Below are 25,062 nucleotides of genomic sequence, written 5' to 3'. Positions count from 1 at the left end.
AATAACCCAAAGTAAAGCGGCGTGTCCAGATGGGCACGCCGCTTTCTTGTTTTAGCTATACCTGTTAAGATGTTTTCGGGCCCTTGCTATACCTTGGAACAGGTATTGACCAACGAGGGCCAGGTATAGCAGGAGTAAAATTAAAGAAGCACAGGCATAGCCATTGCCTCAGCAGCTTTGATCTTTTAAAACAGCTCGCCCTGAACCGCCTGCACAAACTTCTTCGGCGGTTTAATATCCAGTCCGCATTCCTTGTTCAACTTATCGATCAGGTAGGAGGCCAGCTCTGGCGAGGTGACATTGTCGGGCTCGTGTACAAAGAAGTAGAGCTCCTGCAAACCAGCTTCGAGCCACACCTTGATTCTTGCCACCCAGTCGTCGATGCGGGTATAGTCGGTGGGGTGCAGGCCATTGCCCACAAAACGCACCATGGCGGTGGGCGTGGTCAGGCGCATGTGCAGCACGTCGCGGCGACCTGACACGTCGGTGTGCACCGTGCTAACATGGACCTTCTCCAGCACCTCAAACAGCTCCAGCGAAGCCACATTGTCTACAAACCAATCAGGGTGGCGCAACTCTACGGCCAGCGGCACACTCTCCGGTATGTACTGCACAAATTTCTCCAGATCGGGCAGCTGCTTTGGTCCGAAGTAGGGCGGCAGCTGCAGAAACGAGCAGCCCAGCTTATCTTCCAAACCTGCGATGGACTCGCAAAACGTGGCTGTGAGGTCGAGCGAGCTCACGAGCGGTCCTTCGTGGCTGATCAGTTGCGGGAACTTAGGGCAAAAGGTAAAGCCCTGAGGCACGGTATGGCGCCAGCGATCGATCGTGTCCGGTCCTGGTATATGGTAGTGCGTGCTGTTCAGCTCGATGGTATTGAACTGCCTGCCATACCAGAGCAGCGACTCCTTCTCTTTCATACCTGCAGGATAGTACTCTCCTACCCAAGGCTTGTTTACCCAAACTGGAAGGCCTACGTATATCTTCGGCTTCTGCAGAGGGTCTGTACTATACCTGTTTAGAAGCGGCAGGGTATCAGGATGGTCGGGGGGTAATGCGAAATCGACGCGGCTGATATCAGAGAGTTTTCCAAAGTCCATGGTACTATGCTTTTATAAAGTATACGCTTTGGCAGAAGATGCGGCTTAAACAAAATATCACGCCAAAAGTTCCCGTTATGCCTACAGTTTGGCCGGTGAAACGAAAATAATTTATGGCTTCAAACGATTTATTCATCGCTATAAAAATATATGAAAATATGCTCATATGAGCAAAAAATGGACTTTTTGTCATTATAGCTCTTATAGCGATTTTTCGAGGCAGCGTGTATCCCCCTACAACCAGGGCCACAATCGCACGTATAAGGCCTCGTTTGAAAATATTTCCGTATCTTTGCGGATTCACCAACTAAAAACTATATGAAGAACGATAGAAAGTGCTTTATCTTAACAGTAATCATTTTTCTATTTATCGGAGTTAGTCAACCAACTTTCGCACAAAAGAACGACAAAACCCAAGTAGGATCTGCCTCCTGGTATGGTAGCAAATACCACGGCAGAAAAACCAGCAGCGGCGAACGCTACAACAAGAATGAGATGACCGCCGCGCACAAAACCCTGCCTTTCGGCACGATGGTCAAAGTGACCAATCCCGCTACCGACCAATCGGTAATACTACGCATCAACGACCGCGGCCCATTTGTGGGCAACCGCATTATTGATGTGTCAGAAGCAGCCGCCCGCAAACTGGGCATGCACTCGGTAGGCGTGGCCAAAGTGAAGGTAGAAGTGCTGGACAAGAGCGATGTAGCTGCTGCAACAGCAGTAACGAAGCCTGAAGCCTTCACCATCCAAACGGCTGCCAACCACCAGCAGGCTGAAGAGCTCAGCCGTAAACTGAAAGCCTTTGACAAGCACCTTCCGCTGGAGATAGCCGAGGAGCAGGTAAATGGCAGAAAAGTAGTGCTGGTGAGAGCCGGTAAATTCAACTCCAGAAACGAAGCCGAAGCCTTCAACGAGTTACTCGAAGAAGAAGGCCTGGCAGGTAAGGTTAGCGAAGCCTAAACGACTACAAGATTACTGATAAACAAAAAGCGGGATACCATGGTTGGTATCCCGCTTTTTGTTTTCAAAACCTATTGTCATCCTTGTTTCCAGCTCACAGCGATGACTCTTAATTTATTTTGCTGCTGGCTATACCTAGTCCTTCTTGCGGAGGTAGATGTCGTTGCTGATGCTTTCTAACTTAATAGGGGAACCGCCGCCGCTCACGTTGCCTTTCAGCTCATACCCTACCATAGGCGATTTTTGTTTACTGCCCATCAAGTCGATGGCCAGATCGGAGTAAACTTCGCCTGTGATGGTTTTCAGTGCCACAGCAGCCCCTCTGTTCGGAGCCCAGTTCATATCCACAAAACCACTGATAGATTTAGCGCTTACCGGGCCTGTTAACCCTCTAATCTCTATGTTACCATTAATGGTTTCTACAGTCAGGTCAGCATTAGGCGGCAGGAAAATTTCGTAATTGATCTTCGCGCAGACAAAGTTGCGGTTGCCGTTCTTGCTGACATTGTATTGGCTGTAGTTATTGTCCGGGCAATCCACTGCCTGCCCATTCTTAGTTAACTCTTTGTCCAGATCTACATTTACACGGGCGCTGGCATTGTCGCTCTCAAAATTAAGCTGCAGCGCCTCATTCAGCTTGCCACTGTTTATCTCATAGGTTACTTTGATGTAGGCCTCTTTTTTATTCCAGGCACTGATCTTGATGTCCTCGCCGAACTTAAGGTTCAGCTCCACTTTGTTATTGGCAGGCACCGCCAGTGTTCGCTCTACTGTCTTGCTCTGAGCCCAAACGGTGGTCGTAAAACCAAACCATAACAGGGCGAGGATAAATGACTTTTTCATAGTCTTAGAAGGTTAAGTTTGATGAATTACTTGCTTTTGCGAATGAACATGTCGCCACTGATGGTATAGAGGTTCATTTCTACGCCACCGCCGTTGGTCTTCCCTTCGATGTTGTTGCCACCGCTCACACGCGGCATGTTGTTCTTGGAGTCTTTGGCAATGTTCATGTCGAAGTCGGAGTAGATCTCGCCCTGAATTGTTCTGAGCTTAAAGTTGGCCTTGGTGGTGGCAGGCAAGTGGATATCGACCGTGCCGGCCACGGTAGAGATGGCGCTCGGCTTGGACTGGTTCAGGCTGGAGAACTTGATGACCATGTCGCTGCTGGTGGCATTGGCTACTATTGGGCCAGAGATGTTGGTAAGCGTTGCGTTGCCATTGTTCAGTTTGAGCTCGATCTCCCCTGCAACATCTGTTATGCTCAGATCACCGCCGGTCCAGTTTGTTTCTTCATACATCACAGAGGCACTCTTAGGTACTCTGATCGTATACCTGCCGTCGTGCCTGGAGGCTTTTGCGATCTGCAGTGTGCTGCCATCCTTTGTTACCGACAGTCCCAGGCCCGTATTATCTTCCACCTGGTTGTATAAGGGCTTCAGTCCGGCGGCACGCGCTGGAGGGGCTTTGTAGCCGACAGCTTCCACCACTACTTCGTCAGAGTTATGCCCAACTACCTGCACATGGCTGCTTTGCATCATGATCACCACTTTTCCGCCTTTGTTACCAAGTTTGGTTTTATAAATAAGAGGCTTCTCCTGAGAAGTTTCAGATGGATCACCTGAGGCAATTACCATTGTATTGCTACTATTGTTGCTTGCGTGCGCTAGTACAGGCACGGCTGTGAGGTAGAGCAGAAGACAGGCTGCTGCTAGTGTTAATCTTTTCATATTCTTTTTGCTGTTATATTACATTAGTATTCCCAGGCCTTCTGTGGCCTTCTCTTTCACGATCGGAAGCAGGCCTTCGCGTTTGGTTAGCTCTTCCAGCTCCATCACGGCCTCTTTCTCTTTTATGCTGACGAGCATGTCGATGAGCGTGAGCTGCATGATCGGGTCTGTTTGTCGCCTAAGCGACTCTACAAGCGCCTGGCGTACCGCTGGCTTGTCGTGGAACTTGTATAAGGCCTCTGTTGCTGCCACACGCACATTCACATTAGGGTCCTGGTTCATGGTTGTGATCAGCACCTGTATGATCTCGTCGGGTTGCTCTGTTTCAAATTCCTGGCTAACCAACTGGATGCGCTCACTGGCAGAGGCTCCTGCTGTCATAGCCCTTTTCATTTCCTGCACCTCTTCCCGTAGCGCGGCTATCTCTGCACCAGGTTCAGTTGTGGCACCTTGCTTGTACTGGCTTCCGGCCCAGAAGGCTCCCAGCACCAGCAGTATACCTGCGGCCACCCGCCAGTAGGTAGCATATTCCTGTATGATCGGGAAAAACACTTGCCTGCCTCTTGGCTCCTGCTGCTCTGTTTCCTGCGCCTCGATCTTCTCAAACAACCAGTCATCCGACAGTACTCTAATTGATTGCTGCTGCTGCTTGGCGTAATACTGAAATGGGGCGGCATGTGCCTTCAGGTGCTCGGGCAAGTCTGCCGACTCGCGAAAGAAGGTCTGCAGTTGCCTTTCCTCGGCTACTGTTGTGTCGCCTTCGTAATACTTCTGCAGCAGCTCTTCTATTTTATCTAACTTCATAATTCTCCAGTTTTAAAAAGCCGTCACGTACACTCTTGCGGGCTCTCGACAAAATCACCCGCAGGTTATTCACCGTCAGGTTTGTGATCTGCTCAATCTCATCAAATGAGTACCCTTCCACATCCCGCAGGTGCAGCACCAGTTTCTGCTGTTCGGGGAGGGCGGCTAGCAGCATCTGCACATTGCCCATACTGTCTGTCAGCTCCGAATGCTGGTAGGGGGTGATATCTCCTGAGCTCAGGTCAATGCCGGTTACATCGACCATCTGTTTTCTTTTGCTTGCTTTCAGCTTATCCAGGCATAGGTTTTTGGTGATGCGCATGGCCAATGCCTCTATGCTGTCGTATGCGTGCAGCTTGTCTTTCTGGGTCCAGAGTTTGAGGAATACATCCTGCAGAATATCATCCGCTTCATCTTTGTCATGAAGCAGGAACAGCGCAAGCCGGTAAAGCTTTTGCTTTGCAGGGAGAACCTTTATTTTAAACTCTTGCAGATCCATTCAATTACAAAGACGACCTCGGGTGGGAAACATTACAGCATATTATCAAAATTTTATCTGTTCAGGGTACAGGAGCACCTTATTTCTTTATAAATAGCTGCGTACCAGCATGTTTCACCCCTTCTGCGGCATCTTCTTTATGGTTGCCAGCAGTTCTTTTGCTTGCCTGTTGGCTGGTTGCAACTGCATTGCCTGCTCCAGTGTAGCTGTTGCCTTCTGACGATCTTTGTTGAGCAAGTGTGCTTTTGCCAGTTCAATCAGTGGCCAGACTTCATATTTGTGCCGGCTACTGATGTGGCTGTACCATGCAATCGCTTCCGGTGCTTTCTGGCTTTGCAGCAGGTAATCCCCGAATGACTTTTCTGTTATGATCACCTCATCCCGGTCTGTGCGGGCATCCTGCACAGACCGGAAGTAGACCCATGTTGCAGACCGAAAACCTGCACGCTCGTATACCTGCTGTATCACACTGGCCACACTGGTGGTTGTCGGCATGGCCAGAACAGTTTCGAGCACAGGGTCTCTTCCCTGCAGATAGTCTTCGGAGGTATAGCCGACAGGTATATCGGGTGCTGTCCAGGGCCTTTTTTCGTCCACGTCCCAGTCGCGCCAGTAAATAGTGGAGACACGTATGGTTAGTTTGCTATTTGGCAACTGCATTTTCCTGGAGTCGCCGTAGGCGCTGGGCGAGGAGCCCGACGGCTCTCCCACAAATAGAGTATTGGTGTAGTATTCCAGATCGTTGGCCAGCATCTGGGCAGTCGAGAAAGTCTCCCGCCCTATCAGAGTATAGAACTTACCAAACTGATTGATCTGCTCCGATCTTGCCAGGGCCAGCACCAGGGAGCGGTTCAGGTGATTGTTTCCGCCAGGATTATACCTGAGGTCCAGCACCAGCTTCTCGACTGGAAAACCCGCCGTGATGCGCTCTACCCTCGCCACGAAGGCTGCAAGCGATTCATCTTCTTTGTCATTGCTTTCATTGAGCTGCACATACAGCGTTTTTTCTTTTTCCAGCATGTGGAACCAGAACTTCTCCTTCCTGTTCCACTGGCCCATAGGCGCTGCTATACCCAGCGCTTCGTTTGCTCCTACAAAGTATACCTGTTTGAATGGCGTAGTCGGAGAGAGCATTATATCTGTTGTAGCTCCATCGCGTGTTTTTATTTTGAATGTCACTTCCTCCGGATCACCGGCTATACCTAGCGCCGCCAGAAATTCCGGCACAACCAGAAAGGTGGGAGCCAGCTGCCTGAATCCCATTTCGTTATCGTAATGCACTACCGGCCTCACGTTTTCCAGTGCTTCTTTTGCAGCGGCATTCCCGATCTGCAACACTTCTGCTCCTACCAGGTGCATCAGCTCAGGCGTTGTTTCCCGTATGAACAGGCCATCGTCGAACAGGGTGAGCTTTACAGGAAGGTGGTTCAGAAACAAACTGGAGTCAGCCGGTGGCGGCGTGGAGGAGTGTGCCCGGCTGTAAGCTACTGCCATGTCCTGCGGCAGCGTCAGGCGGGTATGGCCATCTCCAATCATGGCGACCAGGCGCGTAAGGCCTACCACAATCTCGTAATCCTGCAGCTTGGGCACTTGTGCATGCAGCACTGCTGCGGCACTGTCAAACGCCTGCTGCGACACCTTATTAAAAGGAGCCCTGTGCATTCTAGGCATTTGCTCGGCCAGCGCTTTGACATCCTGCTGCCATTGGGTTACACTGAGTACTTTGGGCTGAGCCTGCACCAGGCCGGGTATAAGCAGCACCAACAGGAAGCTGCAACTGACTAGGAATGAATTCTTCATAGTAACAAAGTCAGGTATAAACGCAGGGCACGGAAACTGCGGCTGACCCCTCCAGTTAGAGAGACGATGCAACCCAGCAAACATTACACCGCTTACTTCGCTTTTGCACTGAACATAGCAATTTTTTACCCACACATGCTTGGCTAGTAGAGTATAACCCCCTGTTTATCGATTAAAAAGCCTTATCAGGCTTATAACTCTTGTCTGTACTTTGATTTAATTGTGTAAATGCCTAAACTTAGTTACCTAAAACTAAACTTCTCTAAACCTTAACTTAAAAGAACTTGAAAAGACGTCATTTTATCGAGCTATCGGCGCTCGGGTTTGGTGGGCTCATGTTGCCTTCCATACCTGTTTTCGGCGATATCATCTCACCCGAGAGAGCGCTGGAACAGGTAGACCCAGCCCTGAAAAAGCGTCTGGCTGATGTAGCCCTGAACGCAGCCAAGTCAAGCGGCGCTTCCTATGCCGACGTACGCATAGGCCGCTACCTGCAGCAGTATGTTTTCACCCGCGAGCAACAAGTACAGAATATCGTAAACGCCGAGTCTTATGGCGTAGGTGTACGAGTACTGGCCAACGGCACCTGGGGCTTTTCTGCCACCTCTGACGTAACTGATAAAGGTATAGCCAAAGCTGCTCAGGAGGCCGTGGCCATTGCCAAAGCCAATTCAAAGCTGCAGAAAGAGCCGGTTAGGCTGGCTCCTGTGAAAAGCTACGGAGAGGTAAGCTGGAAAACGCCGATCGAGAAAAACTCTTTTGAGGTACCAGTTAGTGAGAAAGCTGACCTGTTATTGGCTGCCAATGCCAAGGCAATGGAGAACGGCGCCAGCTTCGTGAACTCGGCCCTCTTTCAGGTAAACGAGCAGAAATACTTCGCTTCTACCGAAGGCTCTTATATCGACCAGGACATCCACCGCATCTGGCCAAACTTTACGGTAACGGCTGTAGATAAAGCAAGCGGTAAGTTCAGAACCCGTGAGGCCCTGAGCGCACCGATGGGTATGGGCTGGGAATACATGGTGCCGAAAGCCGGCGAGAAGATAAAAGGACCGGAAGGCACAGGGCTGATGGGCTATCGCTACGCCTACGACATGCTCGAAGACGCCGCCCTGGCTGCCAAGCAAGCCAAAGAGAAACTAACAGCCAAGTCAGTGGCAGCTGGCAAGTACGACCTTATACTTGACCCGAACCACCTTGGCCTGACCATCCACGAGTCAGTGGGTCACCCACTGGAGCTGGACCGCGTGCTGGGCTACGAAGCCAACTACGCCGGTACCTCCTTCGCTACCCTCGACAAGTGGAAATCCAAGAACTTCAAATACGGCTCCGACAAGGTGCACATCTTCGCTGACAAAACGCAGAAAGGCTCTCTTGGCCTGGTAGGCTGGGACGACGAAGGCGTGAAGACCAAGCAGTGGGATCTGATCAAAGACGGCATACTGGTGAACTACCAGGCCATCCGTGACCAGGCGCACATCATCAACGAACCAGAGTCGCATGGCTGCTGCTACGCCGACAACTGGAGCTCGGTGCAGTTCCAGCGTATGCCAAACGTATCGCTGGCGCCAGGTAAGCAGAAGATGAACGTGGATCAGCTTATAAGCGGTGTTGACAAGGGCATCTACATTGCCGGGCGCGGTTCTTACTCAATCGACCAGCAGCGCTATAACTTCCAGTTTGGCGGTACGGCGTTTTACGAGATCAGCAAAGGCAAGATCGTAGGTATGCTGGAGGATGTGGCTTACCAGAGCAACACGCAAGAGTTCTGGAACTCATGTGCGGGTTCTTGCGACGAGAGCGACTACCGCCTGTTCGGCTCGTTCTTCGACGGCAAAGGTCAGCCAAGCCAGGTCAGCGCTGTCTCGCACGGCTCCGCCCACACCCGCTTCAACGGCGTGAATGTGATCAATACAGCTCGTAAAATCTAAATAAGTTAAGAGTTGAAATTTATAAGTGAAGAGCTCACACCTGGACTCTTACACTGGATAAACTCATGTGATAGGTAAAGTAATTTTTACCCACTTTCCTTTATTAACTTTTAACTCTGAACTCATAACTCTTAACTAAAAGAAAAGATGGCAATATATACAAGAGAACAAGCAGAAGCTTTGCTGAAAAAGGCTCTGGCTTACTCAAAAGCCGACGAGTGTGAGGTCACGCTAAGCGGCTACAATGGCGGCAACATCCGCTATGCCCGTAATGAAGTATCTACCAGCGGGGCCGAAGAAAACGTGGCCATGTCGGTAGAGTCACGCTTCGGCAGACGCTCCGGAGTAGCCACGATCAATGAGTTTGACGATGCCTCTTTGGAGAAAGTAATACGTCGTGCCGAGGAGATCGCACGCATTGCACCCGAGAGCCCGGAGTATATGCCGATGCTGGGTCCTCAGAAATACATCACCACCAAAGCACACTTTGACTCCACCGCCAAGATAGACCCGGCCTACCGTGCTGATGCAGCCGCCAAGAGTATCAAAGCAGCCGCCGACAAAGGTTTGACCGCCGCCGGCTTCCTGGAGCATTCCACCAGCTTTATGGCCCGACTTAATTCCAAAGGCCTGTTTGCTTATCACCCGTCTACTGTAGTTGATTTCTCGGTGACCATGCGTACAGAGGATGGCACGGGCTCCGGTTATGTGACGCAGGACTTCAGCGACGTGAGTAAACTCGATACTGGCAGCGCTTCACAAATAGCAGCAAGCAAAGCGGTGAACTCCCGCAACGCCAAAGCACTGGAACCGGGCAAGTATACGGTTATTCTGGAGCCAGCCGCTTCCATCGATTTGCTGCGCAACATGTTCGGCAACATGGACCAGCGTAACGCAGAAGAGGGCCGTAGCTTCCTGAGCAAGGCTGGCGGTAAGACAAAAGTAGGCGAGAAACTGGTAGACGAGCGTATCACGGTATACTCTGACCCGGCGCACCCTGAGATTCCCTCTGCTCCATTTGCTGGCGATGGCCGTCCGCGTGAGAAGACAACCTGGATCGAGAAAGGTGTGATCAAGAACCTGTACAACTCCCGTTTCTGGGCTGAAAAAACTGGCGCCAAGTCAGTGCCAAACCCGGGCGGTGTGGTAATGGAGGGCGGCAACCAGACGCTCGAAGACATGATCAAGAGCACCAAACGCGGCATCCTGGTGACACGCCTGTGGTACATCCGCTCTGTAGACCCGCAGACGCTGCTCTACACCGGCCTCACCCGCGACGGCACTTTCTATATCGAGAACGGCAAGATCCAGTACCCGGTAAAGAACTTCCGCTTCAACGAGAGCCCGATCATCATGCTTAACAATCTGGAGGCCCTGGGAAGACCGCAACGTATCAACGGCAACCTGGTACCGCCGATGAAGATCCGCGACTTCACCTTCACCAGCTTGTCTGACGCGGTGTAGTCACTACAACTTATACCTTGAATGCCGTATGCAAATCTGTGTACGGCATTCATTTTCTAGATAGAAATCAGTTATGCCGACCATACTTCGGATATTTGGTTATAGGTTTTTCTTCTTCAGCAACGAAGGAAATGAGCCGCCCCATATACATATTGAGAAAGCAGAAGCACATGCTAAATACTGGCTGGAGCCAGTTGAATTGGCGAGTTCCTATGCTTTTAATGCGAGAGAGCTCAATGAGCTTCGTAAATTAGTAATAGAAAACAAAGCGCTCTTCGAGCAAAAATGGCATGAGTACTTTAGCTAAAAAAACTACACCACAAGCACAGAAAATCTGGTTTACAGACGCCAAAATGTATGTACTTCTCACAGATGGTCGTGAACTAGGTATACCATTGGAGTGGTTCCCAAGGCTTCGGGATGCCTCTGAAGAACAGCGTATGAATTGGCGATTAATTGGTGGGGGCATAGGTATACACTGGGAAGATATTGACGAAGATTTGTCTGTTGCAGGCTTATTGTAAAAAACTTTTAACTCATAACTCTTAACTCCTAAGTGCAACCTTTCACCTTCGTACGACTGCAATACCGCTCCGGCAACTGGGATACTGACCCGCGTATGCCAAGCAATCTGTTGCATTCGCTGATCGAGTATACCACAGTAAAGGTGAACGAGCAGGAGAAGGTGATTCCGCTGGATAGCGCCGAATTGTTCAACTACCCCTTCAGCTATATGAGCGGGCATCGGCTGGTGCAGTTCAACCAGAAGGAACGGCAGAACTTTGAGACGTATGTGCGCAACGGCGGCTTCGTGTTTGTAGACGATTGCAACCACGACATCGACGGGCTTTTTGCAAGGTCGTTTGAGGAGCAGATGAAGCAGATATTCGGACAGAGTGCGCTGAAGAAGATACCGAACAACCACAAAATTTACCGCAGCTTCTTTACTTTCGACGATGGTCCACCTACGACTTCATTTGAACTCAACGGATGGGGCGATGACCTGGTGCATGACTACCTGAAAGCGATTGAGATCAACGGCAGAATCGGGGTGCTTTACAGTAATAAAGATTACGGCTGTGAGTGGGATTATGACTTCCGGAACAAGCGCTGGCTGGCAGAAGATAACACGAAGTTTGGCGTCAACATCATCATGTATGCGCTGACGAGTTAAACTGTCTGAATCAGGATTTACAGGATTAGAAGATTTACAGGATTCCGGTGCATGATTGTCTTCCCCCTGCCTGCCAAGGGGGACTTTTCTGTACTGCTAATTCACAGGTATAAGCGCTGTAGTTTCTGCTAGAGTCACAGACCCCTAGCAGGTATAGTAAGACTAACTCGCACGGAGACTACGCAGCAACTAGCGTTGCCAGGTGCGCAGAACGACGCTCCACTGTTGGGGGTGAAGGGGTCCCCCTGTCAAGAGCGTTCAGCGAGTGGGGGTAGGGGCCCCCGAGAAAGGAGCATCTTGATTTTTTTGCCTACTGGGGGTAGGGGCCCCTCTACTTTTTTATCAAGAAAAAAGTAGGGCCCGCCCGGCTAGGGCAAACTATGAAACAAATTAGGTTGCTATACCTGCTGCAGCCATTACTATAACAATACTACGTCATTAACTCATTAAACAGTGACTGAACAAGACATAAACCAACTCCTCGGCAAGCTGCCACAGCTCAAGCAGGAGATACAAAAAGTGATCGTGGGGCAGGAGGAAGTCCTCGATGAGGTGCTGATTACCCTTCTGGCTGGCGGGCACGGCTTACTGGAGGGCGTGCCGGGTCTGGCGAAGACTTTGCTGGTACGCACCTTGTCCAATGCCATGGACCTGAGTTTCCGCCGCATCCAGTTCACCCCTGACCTGATGCCGACCGACATACTCGGCACCGAGGTGTTGGAAGAGGATCATGCTACAGGCAAACGCTTCTTCAAATTCAATGAAGGCCCGATCTTCGCCAATATCGTGCTGGCCGACGAGATCAACCGGACGCCGCCTAAAACGCAGGCGGCGCTGCTGGAGGCCATGCAGGAGTATGAAGTGACCTATGCGGGCACCACCTATACCTTGCCGAAGCCTTTCTTTCTGCTTGCCACCCAAAACCCGATCGAGCAGGCCGGTACTTACCCGCTGCCCGAGGCGCAGTTAGACCGCTTCCTGCTGTACATCAAAATAAAGTACCCGACCGAACTGGAGGAGCTTAACATACTCACCAGCACAACCGGCACCCGGCAGGCACAAGTACACCCGGCCATTACTGGCGAAGAGGTATTGCAACTGCGGCAACTGGTGCGCGAAGTGAGCATCAGCGAAGACCTCCTGACTTACGTGAACCAGCTGGTGCGGGCGACAAGACCTGACACCACCTCGAGCGAGCACATCAGGAGCTATGTCCGCTGGGGAGCAGGTCCACGGGCGGGGCAGGCACTTATTCTCACCTCCAAGGCACGGGCCTTGCTGCAGGGCCGCTTTGCCGTAACGGCCGCCGACGTGCAAACCATGGCCTACCCGGTGTTCCGCCATCGCATACTGGTCAACTTTACGGCCGAGGCCGAGCGCATCACACCAGATAGGGTGGTAGAAGAATTATTGCAGCATATCAAGTTACCTCAAACGGTATTGGTATAGGTTGCTCTATGAGTGAAGTCGCTCGTTGCGAGTTAGCAGGTACACTGCAGATCGACAGGACAATCAGAAACTGAAAACAGATGGAAGAAATAGAGAACATAAAGCTGACGGACACGGATACGCAACTCCTGAAAAGGATTGTAGGGGAGAGAATCTGTTATTTCTTTACTGATAATATAAAGATACAGGCGACAGGTGGCAAAGTCACCTATTGGGCACCTGAGTTTGCCATTGGCCTGACCAAAAACAAGCAGGACCAGCGCTTTATCAACGTCAGTGCCGACTATAAGCTGACATCCCGTTCTTCTACCACGTTTTATGAATTTGAGATCGGGGAAAGCCGGACACCACTACGTTGTGAAAAGCTCCTGCAGTCGGGACAGCATTCTGAAATTCGGGTATTATCGACGCCTGTTTTGATGATCGAGGTATACCAGGACTGGAATCAGGAGTTTGACGAAGCTATTGCATACGATGCGGCCATTGTGCTGTACACGGAATCGCAAAAGTATATGCTGAAAGTGCGTGAAGAACTCATTGGCGGCGTAGATATCATACTGGATGAAGCTACGATCGAAGCAGAACTGGTTGATCTGAAGCTACGCCAGAGTTTGGTTTAACAGCAACATCCCATGTCGCAAACAGGACACAAGTTCATCGACCCGAAGGTGCTGGCAACTATCAGGGACCTGCCACTGCTGGCCAAAACCGTTGTGGAGGGCTTCTTGAGCGGTCAGAACCAGAGTATACGCCGCGGAGCAGGGCTGGAGTTTAGTCAGTACCGCAGCTACCAGCCTGGCGACGACCTGCGCCAGCTCGACTGGAAGATGTTTGCGCGCTCCGATCGCTATTACATCCGCGAGGCTGAAGTAGACACCAACATCACCGTGCGCTTTATCGTGGATGGCAGCGCCTCGATGGCGCACGAGGACGAGAACGGTCTCACCAAAATGGACTATGCCCTCTTTTTGGTGGCGTCACTCGCTTACCTGGCCACTACCCAAGGCGATGCAGTAGGCCTGTATGTACTGCATGAGCAGCAGCTGATTAACTTGACGCCCCGCAGCGACAACATGCACCTGCAGCGCTTCTGGCACCAGTTGGCTGAGATTAGACCCAGCGGCCGCTTTCCCGATCCCGAAACAGCTGCCAACCTGTTCGCTGACCGCCGCCAAAAGGAGCTGACCGTGTTTGTGACCGACCTGTACGAGCACGGGCACGAAATAACAGACCTGCTCTACAAACTGGGCGCACAGCGGCACGAGCTGTTGCTATGCCACTTGATGAGCCGCAACGAACTGGATTTTAAGTTTGAAGGCACGCTTACTTTTGAGGATCTGGAAACAGGCCAGACGATGCAGGTAGGCACCGCTGAACAACGCAAAACTTATCTGGCCAAGCTGCAGGACTGGCTCCAGCAAACCGAGAAGTCCATGCGCAACCGACAGATCGCTTATGACCGTTTCGTCACCGACGAGCCGCTGGACAAAGCCCTGAGGGCGTTTCTGAAGAACAGGCTGGTATTAGGGTAGGGATTAAATGAATGAGTGACTTAGTGAATGTAATACAGATGAAAGATAACTTTTCTGGTCATGCCGTAGACTACGCCCGGTTTAGGCCTACCTATCCAGGTGCACTCATCGCGCACCTGGCAGGCTTAGCACCAGGCCTGCAGCTTGCCTGGGATTGTGCCACAGGTAACGGACAGGTAGCCAATATGCTTTCCAAGCACTTTGTTGAGGTGGTTGCTACTGATATAAGTGAGCAGCAACTACGTAATGCTGTGCAGTTACCCAACATCAGCTACAGAGTGGAGCAGGCCGAACAGGCTTCCCTGCCAGATCAGTCCGCAGACCTGATCGTGGTGGCGCAGGCTGTGCACTGGTTTGATTTTGAGCGGTTTTACCAGGAGGTGAGGCGTGTGCTTAAGCCCGAAGGCCTGATTGCAGTGATCGGTTATGGTCTACTTAGCACAACTCCTGCTTTGGATAGAGTAATACAACATTTATACAGCGATTTGCTCGACAAATACTGGGATCCGGAGCGGCAGTACCTCGACGAAGGCTACCGTACTATTCCGTTTCCTTTTCAGGAGCTTGAGTTGCCGAAATTTAGCAGCAGCTATACCTGGACTCCTGATGACCTGATCGGTTACCTGAACACCTGGTCGGCCGTGAAGCACTACGAAAAGCAGCAAGGCCATAACCCCGTGCAATTGATAGAAGAGCAGCTACGTGATGCATTCGAGGGCCAAACCACTGCTGTAACTTTTAATATTTTAACCAGAGTAGGCAAAGTGCGTCTCTCTCAAACTCCTAAACTCTCAAATTCTTAAACTCACTTGACTTTCCTCTCTCCATACTGGTTTTTGGCGGCGTCGGCAATATTGGTGCCGATTGCGATCCACCTGTGGAACAGGCGGCAGGGGAAAACTGTGAAGGTGGGTAGTCTACGCTGGCTGGAGCCCTCAGCAAGCAGGCGCTGGAGTAGCATAAAACTTAGCGATGTATGGCTGCTGGTGCTGCGCTGCGCTATTTTCATTTTGTTGGCAGCGGCTTTGGCAAAGCCTGTTTGGGAAGGAAGCCCTACTGCCCGCCAGGCACAGAAGGCGGTTTTCATTAGCCCGGAACTGCTGCATAGCACTGCCCTGCGTGACATCAAACCAACAGTAGACATCCTGCTGCAGCGCGGCTATACCTTGCACCGCTATACCCCGGCTTTTGGCGCCATACCTGCCGAAGCCTGGCAAACGCTCAGCAGCAACCCAACTGATTCTGTAGTGAGCAGCGGCAACCACTGGGGCCTGCTGCCTGCACTGGCGCAGCAGTACGACCAGCCGCAGGACAGTGTCTGGCTCTTCACCTCCGATCAGCAGCGGCACTTCATGGGCACGCCTGCTCCACTGCAGGAGAACATCCGCTGGGTGCCTGTGGCGCTAGAGCAATCTGTCAATTGGGTGCAGGCCGCTTATACTTTGTCAGCGGACAGCCTGCTGCTGATTACCGGAACAGGTAACCGCGACGGCTCCAGGTATAGCCATACCCGTATTGCTAACACTAATCAAACGCTGAACCTAAATGGCAGTCAGGTAAAGCTGACGCTGCAAGACGATGTACTGCTGGCGCAGTGGAACGGAAACGTGCCGCAACAGGTCACGATTCACAGAGAACCACTCCTGCTAGGTATAGCACACGACGAAGTACAACAGCCAGAAGTGCGCTATTTGCAAGCAGCAGTGCAGGCGATCAGCGACTACACAGGTATACTACTCCAGCTCCGGCCGTTCGCAAAAGACACTCAGCCCGACACCACCGCCAGCTGGCTATTCTGGCTTAGCAGCGAGGAAGTACCGGAGACATGGCTGGAGCAGGTGCAGGCGAAGGGCACTCAGCTTTGGGTGCAGGCAGCTACTGAGCCTGTAGCCACTAATGCAAGCCTCACTTCAGCAAGTGCAGAAAAAATCAAAATACGCCTGCTCTCAACAGCAGGTATAGATCAGGCCATGGCAGGTCCAGTTTGGCAGACCACAGCCGGAGAGCCTTTACTGACAATGCAAAGGTTGGGGCTAGGCAAGGTCTATCATTTCAGGAGCGGCTTTGGTCCAGCCTGGAGCCAGCTGGGGCAGAGCGCACAACTGCCGGAGCTCTTGCTGCCTTTGCTTTTACCACAACAAAGTGCCAATCAGTACGATGCCCGTGCTTTAGATGAATCACAGCTGAAGCCGGAAATACAGTCCATCAGCAAGCAAGCCGAGTCGGAAAGGCAGCAGCACAGCTTGATCCCATGGCTGGTATTGCTGGCATTTCTGTTATTTTTAGCGGAGCGATTGATCACCAGTAAACGAAAAGCAGTCTAATGCAAAGCAGTCTCCATACCTTGCAGCGCATCCGCCGGGAGTACATCCGGACGAAGGGGTGGCTGTATACCTTGCAGGCGCTGGCTGTGGCCTTGGTGGGAGTTGCCATCCTGTACAAGTGGCGACTGGAGGTGCCTTTGCTAGCGGCCATGGCTGTCTCGCTGATCGTGGGCGCTTTGCTATACCTGTTTTGGGCCTGGCGCAAGGTAAGCCAGACGGACCTGCAGCAGGTGGCGCGTCACCTGAACCGCACCTATCCGCAACTTGAAGACAGTGCAGAGTTGTTGCTCCGCCCCACTGCCGAGCTCAACCTGCTGGAGCGCCTGCAACAGCAGCGGGTGGCGAGTCAGCTGCAAACTGCTATACCTGAAAAAGAGTCGCTGTTTCACCTGCGCAAAAAGCCAACTTACCTGGCTTTAGGTATAGCCTTGTTGGTAGCGGCAGGTATAGCCGCGCTGCCAGCCGAGTCCGTGGCCGACGCCACATCGCCCGCTCCCTTGCAACTTGACTTCCCCAACACGCCACAGGCAGTGGCCGACACAGCTGTCACGATTCAGAAGATCGAGATCAACGTTACGCCGCCTGCCTATACCGGCCACAAAGCCTACCAGGCCGAGCAGCCCAACCTGCGGGTGGAGCAGGGAGCTACTGTGACGTGGCGCATCAGCACCAACCGCCCTGCCCGCACCCTGCAACTTGTTCTCAACGAAGGCAAACCTATCACGCCCACTTCGCAGAACGGCAGCTATACCTTGTCCCAGACTTTTACAGAACCTGCACTGTACCACATTACTGTCAACGGGCAGAAATCGGCTTACTATACCCTGGAGATCATTCCGGACGAAGCCCCAATCATCCAAATCACGAAGCCGGAGCAGTATACCGAGATCCTGTTCGGTGACCCGCAGCGGGTGACCATCCGGGCTGAACTCTCCGATAACTACGGTCTGCGCGACGCGAACATGATCGCCACCGTGGCGAAGGGTACAGGTGAGGCTGTGAAGTTTCGAGAAGAGAAGATCAGCCTAGGTTTTAGTGGGCAGACTCGCAATTTCAGCGTGAACAAGACCATCGACCTGCAAAAGCTGGGCATGACGTACGGCGACGAGCTTTACTTTTATGTGCAGGCCTGGGACAATCACCGCGGCTATACCCGTTCTGAAACCTATTTTGTGCAGATCGAAGACACCACCATCGTGGAAAGCATGGACGACCTGACCATGGGCGTGAACCCGGTGCCGGAGTACTTCCGCAGCCAACGCCAGATCATCATTGACACCGAGAAGTTAATTAAAGAACAAAAAACACTTAGCCGGGCTGTTTTTGAAGAGCGCGGCAACAACCTGGGTGTGGACCAAAAGCTGCTGCGTCTGCGCTACGGCAAGTTTCTGGGTGAGGAATTTGAGTCCGGTATAGGCCCCGGCGGCGGTATACCGGAGGGTGAAGAAGGCCACGAAGAAGAGGAGCACTTTGCCGGCGACGGCCATGACCACCCCGAGTTCGAAGACCAGACCAGTGTGGAAGCCTTGCTCGATCCCTACCTGCACAAACACGACCAGGAAGAAGCAGCTACCTTCTTCGAGCCTGCCGTGAAAGCCAAACTCAAAGGCGCACTGGCCCAAATGTGGGAAGCCGAGCTGCGGCTGCGCACCCATCGTCCGAAAGAAGCACTGCCTTACGAGTACAAGGCCCTGCGCATGCTCAAGGAGGTGCAGCAAAGCACCCGCGCCTACGCCGCCAAAACAGGCTTCGATCCGCCCCCACTCAAAGAGCCCGAAAAGCGCCTGACGGGAGAGTTAAGCAAAATAAAAGCGCCGGCTGAAAGTAGAACGATAAAAACTGAAACGAAGCTGCCCCAAACCCGGCAGGCCCTGCAGTGGCTGGAGCGGCAAAAGCAGGGAGGCCGGTATAGCCACCAGGATGTGGCGGTGCTGGAGCGGGCCGGACGGGAACTGGCCCAGGAGGCACTAGCCAAACCCGGTCGCTACCTCCGCGCCATGCAGGACCTGCGCACGCTAATCGCCGACATCAACACCAACCGGGCGCTCTGCAAAGACTGCCTGGTGACGGTAGAGCGGGCATGGCACGAATTGTTACCAGCTGCGGCTCCTTCACCACAAAAGCAAGGCACGACAAGGAGCAAACTGGCGAGAGAATATCTGAAGCAGTTACCAGAGAACAGTAACTAGTAAACAATAAGCAGTTAGCAATCGATCTCACATGTTAAACCACAATATCAATCCTGAAAATTTTTTAATCCTGTAAATCCTGATTCAGACAAACATGCTCACCACCCTCCCATACCTTCTCGCTATCATAGCTGTGCTATTGCTTGGCTGGCTGGCTTGGCGGCGACCAGACCGCAGGCGGTTGGTGTGGCGGCTGTTGGCGAGTGCGGTGGCAGGTATCAGTCTGGTGCTGTTGCTTTTCCCACCCAGCTACGAGCGGGCACTTGATCCGGGCACAGCTATACTTTTAACAGAGGGTTACGAACCTGACTCACTTGATAAACTTCTCGAGCAACTGGAGCCAAAGCCGCTTGTCTATACTTATAAAACAGAAACTCCAAGAGCAGCCCAAATCTCCGACTTCTATACCTTCCGGCAGGAGCAGCCGCAGGTTCAGACCATGCATATGCTGGGCTATGGCCTGGAAAAGCAGGAGCTACAGGCCCTGCACGATATCAACCTGATGCCACACCTATCCGGTATGCCGGCAGGTATAGCTTCCGTTACCTGGCCGGAGCATGTCTCTTTGGGAGAGGCGGTGACGGTGGCGGGGCAGTATACCTTATCAACTGCGGAAGAAACAACCCTATACCTTCGGGCTGCCGGGCAGGCGCAGGATTCTGTTACGCTGGAAGAAGTTGGCCAGCATACCTTCCAGCTGCGCTACACCCCAAAACAGGAAGGTCGCTATACCTATACCCTGGTGGCCAGAGCAGGCGATAGCGCCGACACGCTGGGCCAGGTGCCGGTGCAGGTATACCCTGCCGCTAAACCGACCGTGCTGCTCGTTTCTTCTTTCCCGCTGTTCGAGTTCAAATTTCTGAAAAACCACCTGGGTCAGCTGCAGCATAAAGTCGCCTTGCGCAGCACAGTCAGCAGAGGCATGTACCAAAGCGAATGGCTTAACATGGCGCAGACCGACCTGAGCCGCATCACGCCTAAGTTGCTCCAGCAGTTTGATGTGGTGATCACGGAGCCACAGGCTTTGCAGGAGCTCAGCAACGCCGAACGTGCTATCCTGCAGCGGGCTGTTACTGATGACGGGTTGGGCGTGCTCACCATCGCCGGCGAGCAACTGGGCAACCGTACGACAGCTTTCTTCACGAGCTTCCAGAGCAAGCGCCTGTCGCAGCAGGATGCCCGTACCGCCCGCGCCAACTGGACCAACGCCAGTGCCGCCGCTATACCTGCATCGCCTTATACCTTGGTGAGTAGCGATGCTGTGACAGGCCTTATAGAAGAGCAAAATGATAACCTGTTAGCAGCAGGTCGAAAAGCGGGCTGGGGTACTGTGGCCATGGCGGTGGTGCCGCAGACTTTTAGCTGGCAGCTCGAAGGCAAGCAAAGCACTTACGCCAGCTACTGGGCGCACTTGCTTTCGTCAGTGGCCAAGCGGGAAGTTCAGGAAAAATTCTGGCAACTCGCACAGCCGCAAATTCCGCAGCAGCAACAGCCTGTTGCACTCCGGCTCACCGACTATACCTTAACCGAAGCTTCCGCCATACCTCAGGCCACTGTCCGCAGCGCAGCCGACACCGTTCGCACAGGTATAGCCCTACAGCAAAACGTGCATCAGCCGGAAGTATACGAAGGCACTTTCTGGCCACGGCAAACGGGATGGCATGTGGTGGAGTCACCGGGAGTGGAACCGTTTTATTTCCTGGTGCAGGATACCGCCGCCTGGCAGCACCAAGGTATACAGGCCAAACGTGAAGCGACCTTGCAGCTTGCTACGCAGCAACGGCGCACAGAAGTGGCAAGCACAACAGCGTATGCTCAAGAGCAGGTGCCGGTGATCTGGTTCTTCCTGTTATTCGTGCTCAGCAGCAGCTTCTTGTGGCTGGAAGAGAAGCTGTAAAGCCTGCTTCTGAGATATTTATTTTATATGCCTGTACGCTGTAGCCCCTCGTTGTCTACTTCTCAACTGCTATTGCCTTCGCCGCAAAAGTATCCAGCAGTTGGATCAGGTCAGGTATACACTCCAAGTTGAGCGTGTGGCCCACGTGAGGTAGAATTTCCAACTCGCCGTGCGGCAAAACCTGATACATGGCCTGCCCCATCTCTGGAGTACAGAGCATATCTTCCTGGCCATGCACCACCAGCACCGGCAGCTGCACTTTCTTCAGCTCTTCCAGGTAGTTGCCGCTTTCTTCGGTGGCGCGCACCAACTTGAGCAGTCGCTCCGGGGTTGGGCTTTGGCTTGTCTTGCTGTTCTTCAGGTTTTCTATTGTGATGATCGGGTTCAGGAAATAGCTGCGCCCCAGCACAAAAGGCAGCATCACGTCGAGCATCAGCGGATAGCCACCTGCCAGCAAAGCCTGTTTCCAGCTGGCCCCGATGGCATCGAAATAAGCATCCTTGTAGGGGAAAGTGGAGAGTAGCACGCCCCGCTGCACCAGCTCCGGGTAGTTAACCAGGAAGCGCTGCGCCACCGCGCCACCATAAGATATCCCGACCAAAATGGTATCAGTTGGGAGCTGCAGCGCCCGCAGTAGATCAGCCAGATCAGCGGCATGGCCTTCGAAACTGCGGTGCTCCGGCGCTTCATCCGACTGCCCCTGAAACACCAGGTCCACCAGCACCAGTCGGTACTTCTTACCCAATGCATGCACCAATCCCGCCCAGGCAGCGGTCGACTGTGAGAGTCCGTTCAGGAAAACCATTGCTTGTGAAGCGTCAGTATTTCCGTGCAGTTCGTAATGCATTTCCAATCCGTCGGGTAGGCGATGTCGCATGGTGCTGTGGGTTTAGGGTGGAAAGATGATAACCAAATCTAAAGGAAAATTGTGAAAGGCGCCGTGTGAGGTATGGTCAAACCGTACCTGTATCAGGTGTAGGCACAAACTTTCGTGGTAAACTTCTTATGAAAACCGGCTGTCTATACCTAAGCTACTTGCCCTGCATGTATAACGGGTAGGCTTATACAGTGCCAGTTGGCAACCGGCCCGTAGTTCATGGTATGCAAAACGCAGAATCAGGTATAGAAGCGGCTAGCATATCTCCCCTTCTATCAATAAGGATTTATCGGTCGCCTGTTCAGGTATAGCCAGAGGTATCGTGAAGTAAAACCGGCTACCCTGCCCCAGCTGCGTCTCTACCTGTATTTTGCCGCCATGCCGTTCCACGAAATCGCGGCAGAGCAGCAGCCCCAGACCTGTGCCTTTCTCGTTTACAGTGCCTTTGGTCGCCATGGCGGGTGTTTCCAGCCTAAAGAGCGTCGCCAGCACATCAGGGCTTATACCGGTGCCCTGGTCGGTTACAGCTATGGTTGTCATGTTGCCGGGACTTACTTCTGCAGCTACCTGAATTAGCCCGCCGGGGTAAGAGAACTTTATGGCGTTGTGCAGCAGGTTGCGCACCACAAAGTCGAGCATGTGGGCATCGGCCCGTACTTGCAAAAGCTCCGGCACCTGTACCTGCCAGGTGATCTGTTTTGTATCGGCTGTGTCTTTCAGCAGGGCCACATTGCGGTTCACCAGCTCGGCCAGCGACAGCACTTCCGGCTCAAAGCGCACATGATGCCCCGAAGCCGTTTGGGCCGTCGACCATTGCAGCAGGTTCTCGAGCAGGGCTTGCAGGTTGCGCACCGACACCTGTGTGTGGGTGGCCAGTTTCTGCATCTGGTCGGGCTTCATCTTGTCGGAGAAGTTCACTAGTATGTTCAGGAAAGACTCCAGCGTAGCCAGGGGCGTGCGGATGTCGTGGGAGATGATGGAGAAAAAACGATCCTTGAAAAAGTTGAGCCGCCGCAGCTTGTGCTCCGATGCTTTGAGTTTGCGTACCGTATCCTTGAGTTCCTGCGTGCGGTGCCGGAGTGCTGCCGTACGATTGGCGACCGTCACTTCCAGCTCGTTTTTCTGTTGCTCTATCAGCAGCTTACGCTCGGTCTCTTTCTCGCGCTCCAGTCGCTCCTTTTCGAGCACTCTGGCATTGAGCTCGCTCGTGACGGTGTTCAGCCTGTAGGCCAGACCAAGCGAGAACAGCACCACCTGCGCCACCATACCTACCTGCGCCGCATACACGGTCACGATGGTATCGGGAACCAAATGATTCTCCTTCAGAATAAACAGCAGGGCCCCAACCACAAAGAAGATGTTAGCGATAAGGAAGTAGAGTGCCGGCCTGTACCCTTGTCGCAGCGACTGAATACTAGTCAAAACCATGGCGACCAGCACCAGACCCCCGATGATGCCGATCAGGCTCACGCAGGCCTGCAGCAGGTCGAGTGGGGTAAAGTACGACAGCAGGCCCATACCTACCGGCAGTATGTAAAGCAGCGCCAGCAGCGTGAGTGCTTTGTCCCAAAGCGGCATGGTACGTTGGGTGTTGAGGTAGTGCCGTGTGAACAGCACCCGGAACAGTCCGTTGAAGGTCACGATGAATGGAAAGCTGTGCGCATTCCAGAGTGGGGCGTTCGGCCAGAGCAGCTCAATAGCGAAGCCGTGGTAGAACATGAAGTACAGCCCTGTGCCCAGCAGGGCCAACACGTAGTACAGGTAGCTGCGGTCGCGCACCGAAGCGAAGAGCACCAGGTTGTAGAGCGTCATCACGAGAATGATGCCGATGAAGATGCCTTGAACGAACAACCTGTTACGGTTGGCGGCTTCCACTTGCTCCGGCTGCAGCAACTGCATACGCAGCGCCTGCGGCTTGTACAGGTTGATATCGCCCTGCAGGCGCAGGTATAGTGTGGTGGTGCTGTTAGGCAGGAGCTCCAGCCGGATGTAAGGTTTGTACGAAGGCACGTCGCGCTCGCCTATAGGCAACAGTTGCCCCGTTCGCTTCAAGGTATAGCCTGTTTCATTTTGCTGATAAAGCTCCAGGTGACTCCAGTCGCCAGCGTAGAGCAGGCGTGTTAGTTCGCGGCTGGTCGGGTTTCGCAACACCACCCGTACCCAGTGCACCGTTTTACCCGGCTCCAGCACAGCAGCGGGATTGTTGGGCGCAAAAGACCGGCTCTGCAGCTGCTCCACTTTCAGTCTGGCGCTCGGGTCGTGGTATACCTGCAGGGCATCCGCCACCAGTTGTTCCGAAGCCGACACATCCACCGTGTCAGGTGCCTGCGCATGTGCCTGCACCGTTGCCGCCAGGAACAGCAGCAGGACCAGCAACTTGAGCAGGTGCAATGAACAACAGATATAGCGGAGCGAGTGCATACGTCAATTTACAAAATAATCTCAATTCCACTATACTTCCGTAAGCTGAGCATTTTGCCTATAGAATCATTTTGCTATATTTAGCTGACGTACCTGACCGATTTCACTTATACCTTCCCTATGGCTCGCCTGAAGTTACTGATTGCAGAAGATGATGTGGTGATTGCCCAGAACCTGTCGCTCTCCCTCGAGTCGATGGGGTATGAAGTGTGCCAGGCTGTGAGTTCGGGCGAAGAGCTGCTCCTACAGGTACATCAGCACCAACCGGACCTGATCATCCTGGACATCACGCTGGACGGCAAACTCGACGGTATCGAAACAGCCGCCATGCTGGCCAAAGCGACAAAAGTGCCCTTCATCTTCATGACGGCTTTTTCGGATAAGGAGACCATCGACCGCGCTAAGCAAACCAACCCGCATGCCTACCTGGTGAAGCCTTTTGATGCCCGCACTCTACAGAGCAGCATCGAGCTGGCCATCCACAATGCCGGCACCCGCCAATGGCAGCCCGAGCAGGCTGCGCCGGCTATACCTGCGCAAAGCATCGACTCCGTTGAGGCCGACAATTTTCTGTTGCATGACGCACTGTTTGTAAAAGTGCGAAACCGGCTCGAGAAAGTGATGCTCGAAGACATCATCTGGGCCGAAGCGCAGGACATCTACTGCAACATCAAGACCCGCACGCACCTGCACCTGGTGAGCCAGAGCCTGAAGAACCTGGAGCAGCGCCTGCCCGCCAACCAGTTCATGCGCGTGCACCGCTCCTACATTGTGCAGCTCACTGCCATCGAAGCCATCGAAGACAACAACATCCTGATCGGCGGCAAGCAGATCCCCATCGGCAACACGCACCGGGATGCTCTGCTGAAGCGGTTGCAGATATTGTAATGCATCTATTAAACCAAGCTGCT

Annotated in this window: 22 protein-coding genes; 14 read left to right on the top strand and 8 right to left on the bottom strand. The window is 52.9% G+C overall.

What is annotated here, in order from left to right:
• Positions 1–185: 185 nt before the first annotated feature.
• On the bottom strand, positions 186–1,100 hold the full coding sequence (locus AC5FXQ_RS08655) for a DUF72 domain-containing protein (RefSeq protein ID WP_493602071.1): 915 nt from the start codon (positions 1,098–1,100) through the stop codon (positions 186–188).
• A 318-nt stretch (positions 1,101–1,418) separates the two neighbouring features.
• On the opposite strand from AC5FXQ_RS08655, the gene AC5FXQ_RS08650 reads away from it, so the two are divergent.
• Positions 1,419–2,063, top strand: coding sequence for a septal ring lytic transglycosylase RlpA family protein (locus tag AC5FXQ_RS08650; RefSeq protein ID WP_493602070.1), 645 nt, complete (start codon positions 1,419–1,421; stop codon positions 2,061–2,063).
• 135 nt (positions 2,064–2,198) lie between these two features.
• Here AC5FXQ_RS08650 and AC5FXQ_RS08645 read toward each other — a convergent pair whose 3' ends face one another.
• The 5 genes from AC5FXQ_RS08645 to AC5FXQ_RS08625 all read right to left on the bottom strand — a co-directional run bounded on the left by AC5FXQ_RS08645 (position 2,199) and on the right by AC5FXQ_RS08625 (position 6,893).
• Positions 2,199–2,906, bottom strand: a complete 708-nt coding sequence (locus tag AC5FXQ_RS08645; RefSeq protein WP_493602069.1) for a DUF4097 family beta strand repeat-containing protein — start codon at positions 2,904–2,906, stop codon at positions 2,199–2,201.
• A 26-nt stretch (positions 2,907–2,932) separates the two neighbouring features.
• Entirely contained in the window at positions 2,933–3,790 is an 858-nt protein-coding gene (locus tag AC5FXQ_RS08640) for a DUF4097 family beta strand repeat-containing protein (RefSeq protein ID WP_493602068.1), read from the bottom strand.
• Positions 3,791–3,808: 18 nt separating this feature from the next.
• Complete coding sequence (locus AC5FXQ_RS08635; RefSeq protein ID WP_493602067.1) at positions 3,809–4,594, bottom strand: HEAT repeat domain-containing protein; 786 nt, start codon at positions 4,592–4,594, stop codon at positions 3,809–3,811.
• Positions 4,581–5,093: a GFO_1088 family ECF-type sigma factor gene (locus AC5FXQ_RS08630; RefSeq protein ID WP_493602066.1), complete on the bottom strand. Its 513-nt coding sequence runs from the start codon at positions 5,091–5,093 to the stop codon at positions 4,581–4,583. The genes AC5FXQ_RS08635 and AC5FXQ_RS08630 overlap by 14 nt, the downstream gene beginning before the upstream one ends.
• A gap of 114 nt (positions 5,094–5,207) precedes the next feature.
• Positions 5,208–6,893, bottom strand: coding sequence for a S41 family peptidase (locus AC5FXQ_RS08625; protein ID WP_493602065.1), 1,686 nt, complete (start codon positions 6,891–6,893; stop codon positions 5,208–5,210).
• 284 nt (positions 6,894–7,177) lie between these two features.
• On the opposite strand from AC5FXQ_RS08625, the gene AC5FXQ_RS08620 reads away from it, so the two are divergent.
• The 12 genes from AC5FXQ_RS08620 to AC5FXQ_RS08565 all read left to right on the top strand — a co-directional run bounded on the left by AC5FXQ_RS08620 (position 7,178) and on the right by AC5FXQ_RS08565 (position 20,853).
• The gene (locus tag AC5FXQ_RS08620) at positions 7,178–8,824 is read left to right on the top strand and encodes a TldD/PmbA family protein (protein WP_493602064.1); all 1,647 of its coding nucleotides are present in this window, start codon (positions 7,178–7,180) and stop codon (positions 8,822–8,824) included.
• A 147-nt stretch (positions 8,825–8,971) separates the two neighbouring features.
• Positions 8,972–10,288: a TldD/PmbA family protein gene (locus AC5FXQ_RS08615; RefSeq protein WP_493602063.1), complete on the top strand. Its 1,317-nt coding sequence runs from the start codon at positions 8,972–8,974 to the stop codon at positions 10,286–10,288.
• A 73-nt stretch (positions 10,289–10,361) separates the two neighbouring features.
• Positions 10,362–10,595, top strand: a complete 234-nt coding sequence (locus tag AC5FXQ_RS08610; RefSeq protein ID WP_493602062.1) for a DUF4160 domain-containing protein — start codon at positions 10,362–10,364, stop codon at positions 10,593–10,595.
• Complete coding sequence (locus AC5FXQ_RS08605; RefSeq protein ID WP_493602061.1) at positions 10,579–10,812, top strand: DUF2442 domain-containing protein; 234 nt, start codon at positions 10,579–10,581, stop codon at positions 10,810–10,812. The genes AC5FXQ_RS08610 and AC5FXQ_RS08605 overlap by 17 nt, the downstream gene beginning before the upstream one ends.
• 32 nt (positions 10,813–10,844) lie before the next feature.
• On the top strand, positions 10,845–11,462 hold the full coding sequence (locus AC5FXQ_RS08600) for a DUF4159 domain-containing protein (protein WP_493602060.1): 618 nt from the start codon (positions 10,845–10,847) through the stop codon (positions 11,460–11,462).
• A gap of 453 nt (positions 11,463–11,915) precedes the next feature.
• Positions 11,916–12,911 carry an AAA family ATPase gene (locus AC5FXQ_RS08595; RefSeq protein ID WP_493602059.1) on the top strand — a complete coding sequence of 332 codons (996 nt, stop codon included), beginning with the start codon at positions 11,916–11,918 and terminating at the stop codon, positions 12,909–12,911.
• 80 nt (positions 12,912–12,991) lie between these two features.
• On the top strand, positions 12,992–13,531 hold the full coding sequence (locus tag AC5FXQ_RS08590) for a hypothetical protein (protein WP_493602058.1): 540 nt from the start codon (positions 12,992–12,994) through the stop codon (positions 13,529–13,531).
• Positions 13,532–13,543: 12 nt separating this feature from the next.
• The gene (locus AC5FXQ_RS08585) at positions 13,544–14,443 is read left to right on the top strand and encodes a DUF58 domain-containing protein (protein ID WP_493602057.1); all 900 of its coding nucleotides are present in this window, start codon (positions 13,544–13,546) and stop codon (positions 14,441–14,443) included.
• Positions 14,444–14,481: 38 nt separating this feature from the next.
• Positions 14,482–15,246, top strand: coding sequence for a class I SAM-dependent methyltransferase (locus tag AC5FXQ_RS08580; protein ID WP_493602056.1), 765 nt, complete (start codon positions 14,482–14,484; stop codon positions 15,244–15,246).
• A 6-nt stretch (positions 15,247–15,252) separates the two neighbouring features.
• Positions 15,253–16,767 carry a BatA domain-containing protein gene (locus tag AC5FXQ_RS08575; protein WP_493602055.1) on the top strand — a complete coding sequence of 505 codons (1,515 nt, stop codon included), beginning with the start codon at positions 15,253–15,255 and terminating at the stop codon, positions 16,765–16,767.
• Entirely contained in the window at positions 16,767–18,956 is a 2,190-nt protein-coding gene (locus tag AC5FXQ_RS08570) for a hypothetical protein (protein WP_493602054.1), read from the top strand. Before AC5FXQ_RS08575 ends, AC5FXQ_RS08570 begins: the two co-directional genes overlap by 1 nt.
• 94 nt (positions 18,957–19,050) lie before the next feature.
• Positions 19,051–20,853: a hypothetical protein gene (locus AC5FXQ_RS08565; protein ID WP_493602053.1), complete on the top strand. Its 1,803-nt coding sequence runs from the start codon at positions 19,051–19,053 to the stop codon at positions 20,851–20,853.
• Positions 20,854–20,908: 55 nt separating this feature from the next.
• Here AC5FXQ_RS08565 and AC5FXQ_RS08560 read toward each other — a convergent pair whose 3' ends face one another.
• Entirely contained in the window at positions 20,909–21,730 is an 822-nt protein-coding gene (locus AC5FXQ_RS08560) for an alpha/beta fold hydrolase (RefSeq protein WP_493602052.1), read from the bottom strand.
• A 255-nt stretch (positions 21,731–21,985) separates the two neighbouring features.
• Positions 21,986–24,151, bottom strand: coding sequence for a sensor histidine kinase (locus AC5FXQ_RS08555; RefSeq protein ID WP_493602051.1), 2,166 nt, complete (start codon positions 24,149–24,151; stop codon positions 21,986–21,988).
• A gap of 120 nt (positions 24,152–24,271) precedes the next feature.
• On the opposite strand from AC5FXQ_RS08555, the gene AC5FXQ_RS08550 reads away from it, so the two are divergent.
• Entirely contained in the window at positions 24,272–25,039 is a 768-nt protein-coding gene (locus AC5FXQ_RS08550) for a LytR/AlgR family response regulator transcription factor (RefSeq protein WP_493602050.1), read from the top strand.
• Positions 25,040–25,062: the final 23 nt, after the last annotated feature.

The sequence above is a fragment of the Pontibacter sp. LHS1 genome, assembly GCF_058932855.1.
This window is presented reverse-complemented; position numbering and strand designations above follow the sequence as displayed.

Bases quoted from the DNA above. Each gene is read 5' to 3' on its own strand.
- AC5FXQ_RS08610 (WP_493602062.1), top strand. From the start codon at position 10,362: ATGCCGACCATACTTCGGATATTTGGTTATAGGTTTTTCTTCTTCAGC.
- AC5FXQ_RS08605 (WP_493602061.1), top strand. From the start codon at position 10,579: ATGAGTACTTTAGCTAAAAAAACTACACCACAAGCACAGAAAATCTGG.
- AC5FXQ_RS08565 (WP_493602053.1), top strand. From the start codon at position 19,051: ATGCTCACCACCCTCCCATACCTTCTCGCTATCATAGCTGTGCTATTG.
- AC5FXQ_RS08580 (WP_493602056.1), top strand. From the start codon at position 14,482: ATGAAAGATAACTTTTCTGGTCATGCCGTAGACTACGCCCGGTTTAGG.
- AC5FXQ_RS08585 (WP_493602057.1), top strand. From the start codon at position 13,544: ATGTCGCAAACAGGACACAAGTTCATCGACCCGAAGGTGCTGGCAACT.
- AC5FXQ_RS08655 (WP_493602071.1), bottom strand. From the start codon at position 1,100: ATGGACTTTGGAAAACTCTCTGATATCAGCCGCGTCGATTTCGCATTA.
- AC5FXQ_RS08550 (WP_493602050.1), top strand. From the start codon at position 24,272: ATGGCTCGCCTGAAGTTACTGATTGCAGAAGATGATGTGGTGATTGCC.
- AC5FXQ_RS08635 (WP_493602067.1), bottom strand. From the start codon at position 4,594: ATGAAGTTAGATAAAATAGAAGAGCTGCTGCAGAAGTATTACGAAGGC.
- AC5FXQ_RS08645 (WP_493602069.1), bottom strand. From the start codon at position 2,906: ATGAAAAAGTCATTTATCCTCGCCCTGTTATGGTTTGGTTTTACGACC.
- AC5FXQ_RS08560 (WP_493602052.1), bottom strand. From the start codon at position 21,730: ATGCGACATCGCCTACCCGACGGATTGGAAATGCATTACGAACTGCAC.
- AC5FXQ_RS08650 (WP_493602070.1), top strand. From the start codon at position 1,419: ATGAAGAACGATAGAAAGTGCTTTATCTTAACAGTAATCATTTTTCTA.
- AC5FXQ_RS08570 (WP_493602054.1), top strand. From the start codon at position 16,767: ATGCAAAGCAGTCTCCATACCTTGCAGCGCATCCGCCGGGAGTACATC.
- AC5FXQ_RS08555 (WP_493602051.1), bottom strand. From the start codon at position 24,151: ATGCACTCGCTCCGCTATATCTGTTGTTCATTGCACCTGCTCAAGTTG.
- AC5FXQ_RS08615 (WP_493602063.1), top strand. From the start codon at position 8,972: ATGGCAATATATACAAGAGAACAAGCAGAAGCTTTGCTGAAAAAGGCT.
- AC5FXQ_RS08590 (WP_493602058.1), top strand. From the start codon at position 12,992: ATGGAAGAAATAGAGAACATAAAGCTGACGGACACGGATACGCAACTC.
- AC5FXQ_RS08625 (WP_493602065.1), bottom strand. From the start codon at position 6,893: ATGAAGAATTCATTCCTAGTCAGTTGCAGCTTCCTGTTGGTGCTGCTT.
- AC5FXQ_RS08630 (WP_493602066.1), bottom strand. From the start codon at position 5,093: ATGGATCTGCAAGAGTTTAAAATAAAGGTTCTCCCTGCAAAGCAAAAG.
- AC5FXQ_RS08640 (WP_493602068.1), bottom strand. From the start codon at position 3,790: ATGAAAAGATTAACACTAGCAGCAGCCTGTCTTCTGCTCTACCTCACA.